Genomic DNA, 15,700 nt, shown 5'->3' with positions numbered 1-15,700 from the left:
CTTAATACTCAAAAGGCAAACGGTTAATGCCTACCAGTTTGCCTTTATTCATTTCAATGTAACCACCTTTACGCAGTGCCGCGAGAACCTCAGCAACAACTGAGCGTGAAATGCGAGTGCGTTGGTGAATATAGTTCATGACGCCGATACGTGAACGCAGCACATCGTCCCATTTCGTCATGGATATCAGCGTCGCGCGGATCTGATCGTAGGAGTTATTGCCGATCAGCTGCAGATCGCGCAATTCAAGGATGGAGTTTTGCCAGGCTAACCAGCAAAAGGCTTCCCGCCAAAGCTGGCATTGTTCAATTATATTTATCGTTTGCGAAGCAGGTAGGTGGTATCCCGTACAATTACTTTCGGTCATTAATCTGTATTGTACATCTGTTTTCATCACGCCATCGGAAAGGCCCATAATAAAAGGCGCCTGTGCAATCCCCACCAGCACGTTTTCCCCTCTACGCAGGGAAACTACACCACTTAAAATAACAAAAGTATCGTCGCTATTTATATCACTGGAATATATTATTTCTTTATCGTTATCACACTCAAAGTGTTTGCCATATTTTGCCAAACATTTATCAAGCTTACCAAATTCAAGAAGAGGTTTATTTGTAGATAGCATGAGCGCATTCCTTGCAATAAATGCCCGTCAAATCCGTGACGGGCATTATTCTGAATTAAATTACCTTATATTTCTCAGTGAGAAAGTACTTACCAGGTATATTTAACACCAACGTTTGCAGACCAGTCTTGATCGACATCACCGCCACCGAGGTAATTAGCATCGGTGTAGGCGCTGAAGTTCTTGGTGAAGCTGAACTGAGTACCCAGTCCAACACGTACTGCAGAACCTTCTACGCCGTTGTCGATAGAGTCACCGTTTACATCAGAATCGTTGTTAGAGTCGTCGTAAACGTAGGCCAGTTTGAAGTACGGGGTCAGCGCCTGGTCGTCGCTGTAGGCGAAGGTATAACCTGCATCTACACCGAGTTCATAACGCATGCTGTCATAAGACTGACCATCAACTTTCATGTCGTTGCTCAGCTTATAGTCATCACCAGACTGGAACAGACCGGATACGCTACCGTAAGGCGTTACGTAACCTGCATCACCCAGCTTCAGGTCATAACCCAGTTTCAAGCCAAAGCCCCAGGCATCAGAAGAGGTGCTGCCATCAACATACTGACCGTTGCTCATGTTGGCAGACAGATCGTTGTTGAAGTGAGAGTAGCTCAAGTTACCGTCAACAAAGATGTTGTTGGCGAAATGCGCAGAAGAGTAGATGTAGGCAGTCTGGCTGTCCTGATCCACCTGACCGGTACGGTCGCTCATATCACCTTTCGCGAAGCCTGCTGCGGCACCGACAATCCACTTAGCGTTGTTACCATCAATTTTGGAGTCAACACCGACCATGATGCCGTTAACGTCCTGATCGTAGTTAATGGTGCCGTTATCTGCATCGAAGCTACCACCGAAGTAGCTCACCCATGCGCCGCCGTTATCAACCAGACCATGACGCGCGTTAGTCAGACGAGTACCAACGGTGTCTTGTTCCAGGTTCCAGATATTGGTGTTGGCAGACGGGATGCTCAGCGCCATATTCGCGTAGTCGGTCAGTTCCATCTGCTGCAGAACAACGGTGTTACCCTGCTGCTGAGCCTGATAGGTGTAAGCGCCGAGGTCAGCTTTGTTAGCTGCAGAGAAGGTCGCGTTGCTGTTCGTGTCGTTAACGTAGATCAGCTCGTTACCTTTGTAATCCGCAACAGAACCCGCGCCAGTCGCGTTATCGATGCGAACTTTATAGTTACCGGTTGCTGCCGCTACGTGGTCACCGTAGTTATCAACTTCAGACTGATCGCCTGAGGTGTCGGAATCGCCGTTACCATTGATAGTCAGATGACCATCAGAGTTCATCGCGATCACGCCATAACCGTAGTTAGCCTGGGTCGTATCGTTGGTACGATCGTTGGTCAGGTCAGCATTCAGTACATAGTTAGTGCTGTTGATGTCGAAAACACCCGCATTAACATGGTTGTAAGCGTCGGTGTAGCTGGTCAGATTCAGCGTATCAACCTGCAGTGCATCGCCCGTGCTGTTGCCCACATCCAGAACACCGTTGTTGGTAACGTTGATGGTGTTGGCATACAGCGCAGCACTACCGACACCCCAGCCAGCAGCAACATCATCAGCAATCGTGACGATACTGTTGTCGATAGACAGCGTATCCGTCGCAACATGACCATCTTCGTTGATGTTCAGTGCAGAAGCACCGGTCAGAGAGATAGAGTCAGAAATCAGGGAAGAATCACCCACGTTGACGACGGAACCGCTATTGATGCTCAGGGTGTCGATCAGAGACGTTTTGGTGGTATCCCACTGTGAAGCGCCGTTCAGCGTGACGTTGAACAGACCGCTCTGGTAAACAGCGTTGCCAACCACATGACCATTTTCGTCATAAGAGGTTGTGTCGCTATCGATACCGTAGGTTGAAGAAGGCCACAGGCTGTTGGCAGCGATGTCGATCAGCGTTGCAGTGGCTTCAGTGCCTGCAGCATAGCTGTCGTAAACGCCGTCACCATCAACATCAACCTGATGTACGGACATGGCCGCGCCAACCCACTTACTGCCGTTGTTCAGGGTCAGATCCAGACGGTCAGTACCATCCCAGCCGTTGGTATCCAGATCGGCATCGGTATCACGATAAGTATCAGCACCGTTCGGGAAGAAGTTCTCGTCAAAATTGCTGGAGAACAGCACATCGCCCATCAGCGTAGAGTTATCAAACGTGGCAGTGGTCTGCATCGCGTTGTCGGCATCTGGATGCGCAATAACCGCTAAGGCAATATCGTCAGCAGTATAAGAACCGCTGTAATCGCTGGCGTTAGACGTATTACCAAACCAGCCTGATGTTCCTTCATCAGACCATGAACCAGAGGTAACGGTAGAATCGGTAACTGCGATGGTGTTGTTAAACACTTCGCCGCTGTTTACGCCGGTGCTGACGGTGTTATCGTCAATATCTTCCCACTCATAACCCTGAGTCAGCGTAATACCCGCAACGTGAGAGTTATTGGAGATAGACAGATCAACTTCTTGATCGAGAGTGATCGCCGTACCCAAGTTATAAACGTCGACAACGTGTGTATCAGCTGCGTCGTTATAGGTACCGTTGTAGGTATAATGTTCGTAGTTGTCATCGATAGTGGAGTTGATGACGTTCATCGCCAGACGATCGTAGTAATAGTCGGTACCCGTACGGTTAGTACAATCCGTGGTCATACACTCGGAAGTCACCATACCGTGAATGGTACTGTTTTTAATCGTCAGGCTGTTGTTATTGCTGTTAGTTGACAGTCCATCATCCAGATAATAAGTAGAAATAACGCCGTTAACAGTAGCGTTATTGATTACCGGATAAATATCACCGTTATAAATACTATCAGTATCGTAATTGTTCCAACCGACATATCCATCGTAGTAAACGCCATCAGCATAAGATGCGTCATTATAATGGGTGAACGTTGTGTACGTGGTTCCAGAAATATCAGTAGAAGCATTCGCCTGAGAAGTGATTGCCAAAGTGCAGGCTAATGCTAATTGTGAGACTACAAGTTTCTTTTTCCAAGTGTGCATTTGTCATCCCTCCTCAGGGACGTAATATAGTTGATCCATCAATTATCAATGCAAAGAAAACATTTTATGTTTCGCAGGACCGATTATGCGGTTTCACAACGGAAAGGTTCAATTATTCTTTGTCCGCTGTCCGAAACCGGACAACGCCATGAATTACGCCAGCCAAAAGGAGTTAACAAAAACACAATAACTTTCAATCAGATATGGAACACACGACATCTAACACATATAATTATCAAATGATTCACCTAGCATTCAAATAAATAAAAAATAAATATTCGAGAGTTATATTTCGCGCTAAACAAATAAATACATCGATATTTAAAATAATAAAAACAAGAACAAACAAAATAATGAATATGAATAAATTGCTATGCATGTGAATAAATTGCTCTAATGATTCAGCCTTGCACCACGTAAAATCCAGATATAACGCCAACTTTCGTAAACCACCCGCCCTCAGGTTCGGGTATACTACGGCCTTCGATTCCACAAACATCAGGCATACCATGACAGACCTAATCCAACGCCCTCGCCGCCTGCGCAAATCACCTGCGCTGCGCGCTATGTTTGAAGAGACAACACTGAGCTTAAATGACCTGGTGTTGCCGATCTTTGTTGAAGAAGAACTCGACGATTACAAAGCTATTGACGCCATGCCCGGCGTGATGCGCATTCCGGAGAAGCACCTGGCGCGCGAGATTGAACGCATTGCTAATGCAGGCATCCGCTCGGTCATGACCTTCGGCATTTCTCATCACACCGATGACACCGGCAGCGATGCCTGGAAAGAAGACGGTCTGGTGGCGCGCATGTCGCGTATCTGTAAGCAGACCGTACCGGAAATGATCGTCATGTCCGACACCTGCTTCTGTGAATACACCTCGCACGGTCACTGCGGCGTGTTATGCGAGCACGGCGTTGATAACGATTTAACCCTGGCTAACCTCGGCAAACAGGCAGTCGTTGCCGCCGCAGCGGGCGCAGATTTCATCGCCCCTTCCGCCGCAATGGACGGCCAGGTGCAGGCTATTCGCCAGGCGCTGGACGCCGCGGGCTTCACCGATACCGCGATCATGTCCTACTCCACCAAATTTGCCTCTTCTTTCTACGGCCCGTTCCGTGAAGCCGCAGGCACCGCGCTGAAAGGCGATCGTAAAACCTATCAAATGAACCCGATGAACCGTCGGGAGGCGATCCGCGAATCGCTGCTGGATGAAGCCCAGGGTGCAGACTGCCTGATGGTCAAACCGGCTGGCGCCTACCTCGATATTCTGCGCGATATCCGCGAGCGCACCGAGCTGCCGATTGGCGCTTATCAGGTCAGCGGTGAATACGCGATGATCAAATTCGCGGCGATGGCGGGTGCTATAGATGAAGAGAAAGTGGTGCTGGAAAGCTTAGGCTCGATCAAACGCGCTGGCGCGGATCTGATCTTCAGCTACTTCGCACTGGATCTGGCTGAGAAAAAAATCCTGCGTTAATCACATTGTTGCCGGATGGCGGTTTCGCTTTATCCGGCCTACAGATCGTAGGCCCGGTAAGTCAATCGCCGCCGGCAATCATCCCGCCCGATAAAACGGCTTGTCTCCCAAAATTGTCGCCCGGTGCATAATGCGCCTCTGTGGCAGATAATCCGCATTCGCATAATGCTGCGTCACGCGATTATCCCAAATCGCCACATCGTTGGGCTGCCAACGCCAGCGCACCTGAAACTCCGGTTTAGTGACATGCGCGAATAAAAAACTCAGTAACGCCTCACTCTCTTTTTCCGTGACATCGACAATTCGCGTGGTAAATCCTTCATTCACGAACAGCGCCTGCTTCCCGCTCACCGGATGCGTACGCACCACCGGATGCAACAGGGGCGGATGCTTCGCCACCGCTTCCAGCCAGCGCTGATGCTCCTCTGGCGTCTTGCGGTATTTATATTCCTGAAATGATTTACGAAAATCATGTTCTGCCCGCAGGCCGCTCAGCAACTGGCGAAACGGCTCAGACAACGCATCATAAGCGGCAATCCCACTGGTCCACAGGGTGTCTCCCCCGGTCGATGGCAGCTCTTTTGCAGCCAGAATCGCCCCGGCAGGCGGCGTGTCAATAAAGGTGACATCGGTGTGCCAGTTGTCGTTATCCGGCGGATTGTCGTTATGAGTATCCAGTACGATAATCTCTTCTACCCCTTCGGCATGCGGATAGACCGGGTGAATATGCAGATCGCCGAAACGCAACGCCAGTGCGCGCTGCTGTTGCGGCGTAATCACCTGCTCACGCAGGAACACCACCTGGTGGCGCAATACCGCGTGATAAAGCTGTTCAAACTGATTATCGCTCAGCGGACGCGTTAAATCCGCGCCGCTAATTTGTGCGCCAATGTACGGTCCCAGCGGGGTTATGCTCAGACGTTCACTCATTGTAATTCTCCATGCCAGGGCGTCAGGCGGCGCTGAAGCGCGCGCAGACCCAGTTCTAAAATAAACGCGATAACGGCAATCACCGCGATCCCCGCCAGCACCACATCCGTTGCCAGAAACTCACCGGCAGACTGCACCATAAATCCTAAGCCTCGCGTGGCGGCAATCAGCTCTGCTGCCACCAGCGTCGACCAGCCCACGCCAAGTCCGATACGTAACCCGGTGAGGATCTCCGGTAATGCCCCCGGCAAAATAACAAACCACAGCACCTGCTTACGGCTGGCCCCCAGCGACTGCGCGGCGCGCACTCTCACCTGCTGCGCGCTTTTCACTCCCGCCAGCGCCGACATCGCTACAGGGGCGAAAATCGCCAGATAGATCAGCAAGATCTTGGAGGTTTCACCGATGCCAAACCAAATGACCATCAACGGGAGATAGGCCAGGGGCGGAACCGGACGATACAGCTCAATGATCGGATCGAGAATGCCGCGCATCGTCGGACTCAGCCCCATCGCGATCCCAACCGGAACGCCCAGCAGCACCGCCGCCAGCAGCGCGATAACAATACGCGTCAGACTCGCCGCCAGATGCTGCCACAGCGTGGCATCCATAAATCCCTGCGGACCGGCAATGACTATCAATTTTTGCAAAACCTGCCCCGGTGGAGGTAAAAACAGCGGACTGATTAACTGCAGCGCCGCCACCGTCCACCACACCGCCAGAATGACGGCCAGCGTACCGAGGCTTAAGGTAATCTGCCGCGAGAACGGCCAGCGCCAGTTGAGTGCGCGCTGGCGGCGGGGTTTATCATTAATGACCACGCTCATGAGAATGCCTCCCGTTGTTCAAAGACCCGACCTAACACATACTCGCGCATGGCGATAAACTGCGGGTCGGACTTAATGCTGCGGCTCGACTCTCCGGCCACAAAGCGACGGGCGAAATTCAGCGGCAGACGCTCCAGCACCCGGCCTGGGCCCGGCGACAGCAATACCAGCTCCGTCGCCATAAACACGGCTTCTTCGATATCGTGGGTAATCAGCAGCACCTGTTTGCCGGTCTCATACCACAGCTTCAGCAACAGGGTTTGCATCTGCTCGCGGGTAAAAGCGTCGAGCGCGCCAAAGGGTTCATCCAGCAGCAATAGCTGCGGGTTGGCCGCCAGCGCCCGCGCAATGCCGACGCGCTGACGCTGCCCACCGGAAAGTTGCCAGATAAAGCGTTTCCCCGCGTCCTCCAGCCCGACTTTCTGCAACATCTCCTTAGCGATTCGTTGGCGTTGGGACTTCTCCACCCCCGCAAGTTGCAGCCCGAAGGCTACGTTATCCTGCACGTTGCGCCAGGGCAGCAGTCCTTCGTTTTGGAATACAACCCCGCGCTCAGCGCCTGGACCTTCAACTTTTTTACCCGCCAACGTAATGCTGCCATGCTGATACGGCACAAACCCGGCAATCAGATTTAACAACGTGGTTTTCCCGCAACCGGAAGGTCCGAGTACCACCAGCAGTTCACCGCTATCGAGCGTCAGGTTGATATCCTCCAGCGCCGATTTTCCACCGTAGCTGGCAGCAAGATGAGAAATTTGCAGCATCAGCGCCTCCTTATTTATTGCACGAAGCGATCGGTCACGTACTGACTGTAATCCGTCGCGACCGCAGGAACTTTGCCCTGCTCTTTGAGGAACTGCGCGGTATCGATAATCGCTTTATTCACCGGCCCGGTTAACTCCGCGGTTTGCTGCTGCGCCGTCAAATAAGTATTTCCTTTCACCAGCCCTGGCACATCCGCCTCCGGTACCCCGCTTAAACGCGACAGTTTGCTGATATTTTCCGGCTGCTTCAGCCATTCATCAGGATTAGCGATATAAGGCTGCTGCGCATCGATAGCGCTTTTGGCAAAGGCTTTCACCACTTCAGGATGCTTCTGGGCAAAATCTTTGCGCACCACCCACACGTCCAGCGTCGGCGCGCCCCACTCGCCAACCTGCGAGGAGTCGGTTAACACCTTACCGTCTTTTTCCAGCGCGTTGACCGCAGGCGCCCAGACATACGCACCATCAATATCTCCGCGCTGCCAGGCGGCAATAATCGCCGGTGGTTGCAGGTTCACAATCTCAACCTGCCCCGCTTTGATACCCCAATGTTTCAACGCCGCCAGCAGGCTGTAATGGGTGGTGGAGATAAACGGCACGGCAATGCGCTTACCAATCAAATCTTCCGGTTTACTGATGTTTTTCTTCACCACCAGCGCTTCGGAGTTGCCGAGTTTTGACGCCAGCAGGAAAACCTCAATCGGCACCTGCTGACTGGCTGCGACCGCCAGCGGGCTGGAGCCAAGATTACCGATCTGCACATCACCGGATGCCAGCGCACGAACGATGCTCGCGCCGCTGTCGAATTTGCGCCAGTCAACGGTAGCACCGCTTTCTTTAGCAAAAGTGTTATCTGCCTGCGCCACTTTGGCGGGTTCGGCGGAGGTCTGATAAGCAACGGTGACGTTCACCGCCTGCGCCTGAAATGCGATGAATGCCAGTGCGGCAAGAAGTGCGTTACGCGATGAAATAGCCATGATTGTCTGCTCCCCTGTCTTGTTATGAGGGCAGTATTTCGTTGCGGCACAATTTGATAAAGGAATTAAAAATTCTGGCTAAGAACAAAGCGTTTTTAGAAAAAAAGCGGCAATAGTTAGCTATTTCGCTCATTACAGAACGTAGGCCGGATAAGGCGCTTGCGCCGCCATCCGGTAATCATATGCCTGATGCGCTGCGCTTATCAGGCCTACACTCGCTATAACACCCGGCAAATTATTGCGATTTTGTTACATTCGTTACATATCCGCGCCACGGTGATTGCCAGTGCGGCGCTGACAGGCATCATAGACGCCATTATCAGGTAAGAGAGTAATATCATGATTCATGTTGTGCTGGTGGATGACCATGTGGTGGTGCGTTCCGGCTTTGCGCAATTACTCAGTCTCGAAGACGATCTCAACGTCATCGGCCAGTTCAGCAGCGCGGCCCTGGCGTGGCCTGCGTTACTGCATGATGACGTCAACGTGGCGGTGATGGACATCGCCATGCCGGATGAAAATGGCCTGAGCCTGTTAAAACGACTGCGGGCGCAGAAGCCCGGTTTTCGCGCCATAATTCTCAGCATTTATGACTCGCCCACGTTTGTGCAAAGCGCGCTGGATGCCGGCGCCAGCGGCTACCTGACCAAACGCTGCGGACCGGAGGAACTGGTGCAGGCGGTACGTTCGGTAGGTATGGGCGGGCATTACCTGTGCGCCGATGCGCTGCGTGCGCTACGCGGCGGCGAACAGCCCGCGCAGGTTCTGGAGGTACTGACCCCACGCGAGCGCGAAGTGTTTGATCTGCTGGTCAAAGGCGACAGCGTGAAAGAGATCGCCTTCAAACTCGATCTCAGCCACAAGACGGTGCACGTTCATCGGGCGAACGTGTTGGGCAAACTGCAATGCCATAGCACCATCGATCTGGTGCATTTTGCGCTCGACCACCAGCTATTGACGGGGCATTAATGTCGCGTAACCTTCGGCATTGGGTTATTTCTCTGTTTATTCTGCTGGCCTGGGGATCGGGCTGGCTGATGCTGTGGACGCTGGGGTTTTATCTGACCCACAACGGCCAGCAAGCGGCGCTATTTCTACCGCACGGCGTCTATCTCGCGCTGTTAATCCTGCTTTCTCGCCGTTACTGGCCCGCGCTGGTTCTGCCGCCGGTGTTGATGTTGCTCTGGCTGCACAGCGAGCAATTACTGAATGGCTATATCCTGCTGGCTGCACCATTAATTAGCCTGATTCCGGCGAGCATCGGCCAGTCATACTGGCACCGATTCCCCCTTTACTGGCAGCGCTTAACCCTGCTACTAGCCGCCGTGACGCTCACTTCATTGCTCAATACCGCCCTACTTTCACCGTTTATTCAAAGCCCGGCGACGTTAATAGGTCTGGCGTCGTTTACCGGCGGCGTGCTGCTAACGCCGTTTGTCTATCTGATCTATGAATTTTTGCGCCAGCAGCACCGCTATCATCTGCTCGGACTGGATACCACCAATCCCCCGCTGCGCACTTCGCTTATCATCTGGTGCAGCCTGTTTTTTATTATTGGCATCGGCACTCAGATGGTTCTGTCGCCGGAGATCGAGCGCCTGTTGCTGATCGTGGTGTTCTTACCGAACGTGGTGATGGCGTGGAAATTTGGCTGGCAGGGCGGCGTGTTATCCGGATTGCTCGGCAGTATGATGATCACCATCGCCCGGCAAATCGGCGTCGGGTTCAGTAACTTACTGGAGCTGGAAATTTTTCTCGCCACCCAGGCGCTACTGGGTATAGGGCTGGGGATCGCCATCAGCCGCCAGCAGCATCTGGCGCAAAATTTGCACCATTATCGCCAGCGTCTGGAAACCGAACTGGCGGCACGACGCGCGCTGACCGAACAGCTGATCCGCACCGAAGAAAATACGCGCAAAAGCCTGGCGCGGGAGCTGCATGACGAAATTGGGCAGAACATCACCGCCATTCAAATTCAGTCGCAACTGGTCAAACGCGCGCCAGGCCCTGAGCAAACGCTCGAAGCGGCAAATCAGATCAACAACCTTGCCCGGCGCATTCACCATTCCACCCGCCAGTTGCTGCGCCAGCTACGCCCACCCGCGCTCGATGAACTGGCCTTTAAAGATGCACTACATCATCTGGTGAATGAATTTGCTTTTGCTGAACGCGGTATTCGCTGTCGCTTTGATTATCAGCTAGAGAATACGCCAGAAAACGAAACGGTGCGCTTCACGCTGTATCGCCTGCTACAGGAGTTACTCAATAACGTCTGTAAACATGCGAACGCCAGCGACGTGTCGATTACGCTGCGCCAGCGGGAACAACGTTTGTTTCTGGATGTCGCTGACAACGGCGTTGGTATTCTGCCTGAAAAAATTCCCGGTTTCGGTATCCAGGGGATGCGTGAGCGGGTGAGCGCCCTTGGCGGCGAACTGACGCTCGAATCAAACAACGGCACGCACGTAATTGTTAACCTGCCCACAAATTTGCAACAAATCAGCCGCTAACCAGGAAAAAGTCTTAGTCACTGCGGACTTTCTCTCATCCCCTTTTGCTTTCACTTTCCTATAGTCAGCACAAACGGAGACTGCCATGCACGCACGCTCAACCAGCGAAACAGACCAACAATACCGAGCGCTACGCCCCCGGCTGCTGATGTGTATGGTGATAGGCTACGCCGCATTTTATTTGACGCGCAAAAGCGTTAACTACGTCCTCCCGGCGCTACAAACGGACCTGGGTCTGGATAAGGGCGATATCGGCCTGCTCGGGTCACTGTTTTATCTGACCTATGGTCTGTCGAAATTTACTGCCGGGCTGTGGCACGACAGCCACGGACAGCGCGCGTTTATGGGGATTGGCCTGTTTGCCACCGGCGTTTTAAACGTGCTGTTCGCCTTTGGTGAATCACTGACGCTGCTGCTGGTGGTCTGGACGCTGAACGGATTTTTTCAGGGCTGGGGCTGGCCGCCCTGCGCCCGCCTGCTGACCCATTGGTACTCGCGCAACGAACGCGGATTCTGGTGGGGCTGCTGGAATATGTCGATCAATATCGGTGGCGCCATTATCCCGCTGATTAGCGCTTTTGCCGCCCACTGGTGGGGCTGGCAGGCAGCCATGCTGGCACCGGGGATAATCAGCATGGCACTGGGAATCTGGCTCACTCTGCAATTGAAAGGCACTCCCCGGGAAGAAGGATTACCTACGGTTGGGGAATGGCGTCATGACCCGCTGGAACTGCGTCAGGAGCAGCAAAGCCCGCCGATGGGGCTGTGGCAAATGTTACGCACCACCATGCTGAAAAACCCGATGATCTGGTTGCTCGGCGTGTCGTATGTGTTGGTCTATCTGATTCGCATTGCGCTCAACGACTGGGGCAACATCTGGCTGACGGAAAGCCACGGCGTGAATCTGCTCAGCGCCAATGCCACGGTGATGTTGTTTGAAGTCGGCGGCTTGCTGGGGGCGCTGTTTGCCGGATGGGGATCGGATCTGCTGTTCAGCGGTCAGCGTGCGCCGATGATTTTACTGTTCACGCTGGGACTGATGGTGTCCGTCGCCGCGCTGTGGCTGGCGCCGGTACACCACTACGCGCTACTGGCAGTGTGTTTCTTTACCGTGGGCTTTTTTGTGTTTGGCCCACAGATGCTAATTGGCCTCGCAGCCGTTGAATGCGGACACAAAGCGGCGGCAGGTTCAATTACCGGTTTTCTCGGGCTGTTCGCCTATCTGGGGGCCGCGTTGGCGGGTTGGCCGCTGTCGCTGGTCATAGAACATTACGGCTGGTCGGGAATGTTCAGTTTGCTCTCGGTTGCCGCTGTCTTTATGGGTTTATTGCTGATGCCTCTGCTCATTGCGGGCATTACCCCTTCTCTCAGTCAAAGGATAAAACAATGAAACTGACGCTTACCTCTACCCTGATTGCTTCCGCTCTGACGCTGGCGGCTTTCAGCAACGCAGCCCAGGCACAGGGTCGTCTGGTGGTGTATTGCAGCGCCACCAACGAGATGTGCGAAACCGAAACCAAAGCCTTCGGTGAAAAATATGATGTGAAAACTTCATTCATTCGTAACGGCTCGGGCAGTACGCTGGCGAAAGTCGATGCCGAGAAGAAAAACCCGCAGGCGGATGTATGGTACGGCGGTACGCTGGATCCGCAGTCTCAGGCCGGTGAAATGGGCCTGCTGCAGCCGTATAAATCACCAAACCTCGAGCAGATTATGGAGAAATTCCGCGATCCCGCGAAGGTAAAAGGTAACCTCTCTTCGGCGGTTTACGTCGGGATTCTGGGCTTTGGCGTCAATACCCAGCGCCTGAAAGAGAAAAACCTGCCGGTACCAAAATGCTGGAAGGATCTGACCAAACCGGAATACAAAGGCGAAATTCAGATTGCTGACCCGCAAAGCTCTGGTACCGCCTACACCGCGCTGGCGACCTTTGCCCAGCTATGGGGTGAAGATCAGGCTTTTGACTACCTGAAACAGCTCAACGCCAACGTCTCCCAGTACACCAAATCCGGCATTGCCCCGGCGCGTAACGCCGCTCGTGGCGAAACGGCTATCGGCATCGGTTTCCTGCACGACTACTCGCTGGAGAAAGAACAGGGCGCGCCGCTGGAGCTAATCTCCCCATGCGAAGGTACTGGCTATGAAATTGGCGGCGTAAGCATCCTGAAAGGCGCGCGCAACGCCGACAACGCCAAACTGTTCGTTGACTGGGTGCTGTCGAAAGACGCACAGGAGCTGGCGTGGAAGAAAGGCAAATCCTATCAGATCCTGACCAACACCACCGCCGAGACCTCTCCTAACTCACTGAAGCTCGACGACCTGAAGCTTATCAATTACGACATGGATAAGTACGGCTCGACCGACGTACGTAAGGCGTTGATCAATAAGTGGGTTAGCGAAGTTAAGATGGGTAAATAAGCCCACGTTACGTTCATTTGCCGGGTGTGGCGCAAACGCCTTACCCGGCCTGGATTACCGGAAACGCTATGTCACACACACTTGCACTCCATCCCGTGAAAAAACGGGATGCGATATTCCTTTGGGTTTTGCTCGGCTGGCTGGCGTTTGCCCTGCTTCCGAGCTGGAGCCTGGACTATGGTCTGCTGGAGTCCACGCGCGAAGAAATACTCGCCGCCTACGGCTGGTCACAGTTCAATATCAGTTGGCTCTGGTATCTGCTGCCAAGCCTGTTGCTGGTGCGTCCATTCCATGAAGCCAGACGCGAGCAGCGCAACCGCCATTATCTTGACGCGGGATGGGCATTTTTCTGTATGGCCTTTATCGTCGCCAGCGCCACCCTCGAGGGCCGCGGCTTAGGCTATGCCACCATCGTGTTGTTTGTGGCACTTGGCGCAATCATGACCCTGGCGCTCACTCGCCTGGAATGGCTGGGCGGCGACCGTTTCGTCATCGGCTCGCTCACCGCGATAGTCGCTCTGATCGGTATTTTTATCGTCTGGCCGAGCATCGCCATTTTCATTCCGATGTTCACCAACGACGCCGGAGAATTTGCCCCGCTGGCGTTTATGAATGTGCTGTCGCAAGCGCATATCATTCAGGTGATCCTCAACTCAATTATGCTGTCGATTGCCGTCGGCGTCGGCTGTACCTTCTTTGGTCTGGTACTGGCTATCTATACCACTCGTATCGCCAGACGCAGCGCCATCATCGGACGTATTTTCTCGATTTTGCCGATCGTCACTCCGCCGTTTGTCGTCGGTTTAGGCGTCACGCTGATGATGGGACGCTCCGGTTACATCACCGAATTTATGGTCGAATGGTTTGGTTTAACCAACACCAACTGGCTGTATGGTTTTACTGGTATCTGGCTGGCGCAGGTGCTGGCCTTTACGCCAATGGCGTTTATGATCCTCGATGGAGCAATCAAAACTATTCATCCATCGCTGGAAGAGGCGTCATATACCCTGCGCGCCAGCCGCTGGCAGACCTTTAACGGCGTGTTTGTCCCGCTGCTGAAACCGGCGCTGGCGAACGCCTTTTTAATTGTGGTGGTGCAGTCGCTGGCCGACTTTAGCAACCCGCTGGTGCTCGGCGGTAACTTCGACGTGCTGGCTACGCAAATTTACTTCTACATCACCGGTTCGCAGCTCGACTACCAGGCCGCCAGTACGCTGGGTGCCTTCCTGCTACTGTTCTCGCTGCTGGTGTTCTGCGTGCAGTATATGTGGATTGGTAAACGCTCGTACGTCACCGTTTCCGGTAAATCCTACCGGGGCGACGTGCAGCCGCTACCAGTCACGCTGGTGTGGAGCGTGGTCGCACTGCTGGCGGTGTGGATTGCCTTTAACGCCCTGCTCTACGGCAGCATTTTCTACGGCAGTTTCACCGTCAACTGGGGCGTGGACTACACCCTGACGCTGGCGAACTTTACCAAACTGTTCGGTCAGGGGATGAGCGACGGCGCGTGGCCTTCACTGCTCGACACCCTGCTCTACGCCGGGATTGCCGCGCCGATCACCGCGATTTTCGGTCTGCTGATCGCGTGGATTGTGGTGCGCCAGCAGTTTAAAGGCAAAAAGACCATCGAGTTCACCACTATGCTGTGCTTTGCCGTTCCGGGCACCGTCGCGGGCGTGTCGTACATTCTGGCCTTTAACAGCGCCCCGGTGTATCTCACCGGCACCGCCGCCATCGTGATCATCTCGATGGTGATGCGTAACGTCCCGGTCGGTATCCGGGCGGGTATCGCGGGCTTAGGCCAAATCGATAAATCGCTCGATGAAGCCTCGCTCAGCCTGCGCGCCGGTTCTCTGCGCACCATTACACACATTCTGCTGCCGCTGCTGCGCCCGGCGATCCTCTCGGCGTTGATTTACAGCTTTGTGCGCGCCATTACCACCGTCAGCGCCATTGTGTTCCTCGTCACCCCGGATACCCGCGTGGCGACGGCCTACATCCTGAACCGCGTGGAAGACGGCGAATACGGCGTGGCGATTGCCTACGGTTCCATTCTGATCGTGGTGATGCTGGCGATTATTTTCATCTTTGACTGGCTGATCGGTGAATCACGTACCTCCCGTTCAAAAGCCAAAAACCAGGCGTAATGGAGCG

The 15,700-nt window shown here is 53.6% G+C and carries 12 protein-coding genes; 6 read left to right on the top strand and 6 right to left on the bottom strand.

Annotation, left to right across the window (positions count from 1 at the left end; all coding sequences use genetic code 11):
- Position 1 precedes the first annotated feature (1 nt).
- Together iprA and ehaB are read right to left on the bottom strand one after the other, a co-directional pair.
- Positions 2-625, bottom strand: coding sequence for a hydrogen peroxide resistance inhibitor IprA (gene iprA, locus LA337_04775; GenBank protein ID UBI17014.1), 624 nt, complete (start codon positions 623-625; stop codon positions 2-4).
- Positions 626-714: 89 nt separating this feature from the next.
- Complete coding sequence (gene ehaB, locus LA337_04770) at positions 715-3,636, bottom strand: autotransporter adhesin EhaB (GenBank protein ID UBI17013.1); 2,922 nt, start codon at positions 3,634-3,636, stop codon at positions 715-717.
- Positions 3,637-4,145: 509 nt separating this feature from the next.
- On the opposite strand from ehaB, the gene hemB reads away from it, so the two are divergent.
- A complete protein-coding gene (hemB, locus tag LA337_04765; GenBank protein ID UBI17012.1) occupies positions 4,146-5,120 on the top strand; it encodes a porphobilinogen synthase in 975 nt (324 codons plus the stop codon).
- A gap of 78 nt (positions 5,121-5,198) precedes the next feature.
- Here the strand turns inward: hemB and tauD are convergent, their stop codons facing one another.
- Genes tauD through tauA form a run of 4 tightly spaced genes read right to left on the bottom strand, consistent with a single transcriptional unit; the run spans position 5,199 to position 8,618 of the window.
- Positions 5,199-6,050: a taurine dioxygenase gene (gene tauD / locus LA337_04760; GenBank protein UBI17011.1), complete on the bottom strand. Its 852-nt coding sequence runs from the start codon at positions 6,048-6,050 to the stop codon at positions 5,199-5,201.
- Positions 6,047-6,877, bottom strand: coding sequence for a taurine ABC transporter permease TauC (tauC, locus tag LA337_04755; protein UBI17010.1), 831 nt, complete (start codon positions 6,875-6,877; stop codon positions 6,047-6,049). Before tauC ends, tauD begins: the two co-directional genes overlap by 4 nt.
- Entirely contained in the window at positions 6,874-7,641 is a 768-nt protein-coding gene (gene tauB / locus LA337_04750; protein UBI17009.1) for a taurine ABC transporter ATP-binding subunit, read from the bottom strand. The genes tauC and tauB overlap by 4 nt, the downstream gene beginning before the upstream one ends.
- A 14-nt stretch (positions 7,642-7,655) precedes the next feature.
- A complete protein-coding gene (gene tauA, locus LA337_04745; protein ID UBI17008.1) occupies positions 7,656-8,618 on the bottom strand; it encodes a taurine ABC transporter substrate-binding protein in 963 nt (320 codons plus the stop codon).
- Between the two features lie 339 nt (positions 8,619-8,957).
- Here tauA and LA337_04740 point away from each other — a divergent pair, with 339 nt between their 5' ends.
- The 5 genes from LA337_04740 to LA337_04720 all read left to right on the top strand — a co-directional run bounded on the left by LA337_04740 (position 8,958) and on the right by LA337_04720 (position 15,693).
- Positions 8,958-9,587, top strand: a complete 630-nt coding sequence (locus LA337_04740) for a response regulator transcription factor (GenBank protein ID UBI17007.1) — start codon at positions 8,958-8,960, stop codon at positions 9,585-9,587.
- A complete protein-coding gene (locus tag LA337_04735) occupies positions 9,587-11,128 on the top strand; it encodes an MASE1 domain-containing protein (protein ID UBI17006.1) in 1,542 nt (513 codons plus the stop codon). Before LA337_04740 ends, LA337_04735 begins: the two co-directional genes overlap by 1 nt.
- A gap of 85 nt (positions 11,129-11,213) precedes the next feature.
- Positions 11,214-12,518, top strand: coding sequence for an MFS transporter family glucose-6-phosphate receptor UhpC (uhpC, locus tag LA337_04730; GenBank protein ID UBI17005.1), 1,305 nt, complete (start codon positions 11,214-11,216; stop codon positions 12,516-12,518).
- A complete protein-coding gene (locus LA337_04725) occupies positions 12,515-13,546 on the top strand; it encodes an ABC transporter substrate-binding protein (protein ID UBI17004.1) in 1,032 nt (343 codons plus the stop codon). Before uhpC ends, LA337_04725 begins: the two co-directional genes overlap by 4 nt.
- 68 nt (positions 13,547-13,614) lie before the next feature.
- Positions 13,615-15,693 (top strand): iron ABC transporter permease, encoded by a 2,079-nt coding sequence (locus tag LA337_04720; protein ID UBI17003.1) that lies wholly within the window; start codon positions 13,615-13,617, stop codon positions 15,691-15,693.
- Positions 15,694-15,700: the final 7 nt, after the last annotated feature.

Origin of the sequence: Citrobacter europaeus (assembly GCA_020099315.1) — a bacterium.
Taxonomy (GTDB): Bacteria; Pseudomonadota; Gammaproteobacteria; order Enterobacterales; family Enterobacteriaceae; genus Citrobacter; species Citrobacter europaeus.
The sequence above is the reverse complement of the archived record's forward strand: the minus strand, read 5'-3'. Positions and strand labels throughout refer to the sequence as shown.

Coding starts and splice junctions, on each gene's coding strand:
- tauC (UBI17010.1), bottom strand. CDS start 6,877: ATGAGCGTGGTCATTAATGATAAACCCCGCCGCCAGCGCGCACTCAAC.
- uhpC (UBI17005.1), top strand. CDS start 11,214: ATGCACGCACGCTCAACCAGCGAAACAGACCAACAATACCGAGCGCTA.
- LA337_04740 (UBI17007.1), top strand. CDS start 8,958: ATGATTCATGTTGTGCTGGTGGATGACCATGTGGTGGTGCGTTCCGGC.
- LA337_04735 (UBI17006.1), top strand. CDS start 9,587: ATGTCGCGTAACCTTCGGCATTGGGTTATTTCTCTGTTTATTCTGCTG.
- tauA (UBI17008.1), bottom strand. CDS start 8,618: ATGGCTATTTCATCGCGTAACGCACTTCTTGCCGCACTGGCATTCATC.
- LA337_04720 (UBI17003.1), top strand. CDS start 13,615: ATGTCACACACACTTGCACTCCATCCCGTGAAAAAACGGGATGCGATA.
- hemB (UBI17012.1), top strand. CDS start 4,146: ATGACAGACCTAATCCAACGCCCTCGCCGCCTGCGCAAATCACCTGCG.
- LA337_04725 (UBI17004.1), top strand. CDS start 12,515: ATGAAACTGACGCTTACCTCTACCCTGATTGCTTCCGCTCTGACGCTG.
- iprA (UBI17014.1), bottom strand. CDS start 625: ATGCTATCTACAAATAAACCTCTTCTTGAATTTGGTAAGCTTGATAAA.
- ehaB (UBI17013.1), bottom strand. CDS start 3,636: ATGCACACTTGGAAAAAGAAACTTGTAGTCTCACAATTAGCATTAGCC.
- tauB (UBI17009.1), bottom strand. CDS start 7,641: ATGCTGCAAATTTCTCATCTTGCTGCCAGCTACGGTGGAAAATCGGCG.
- tauD (UBI17011.1), bottom strand. CDS start 6,050: ATGAGTGAACGTCTGAGCATAACCCCGCTGGGACCGTACATTGGCGCA.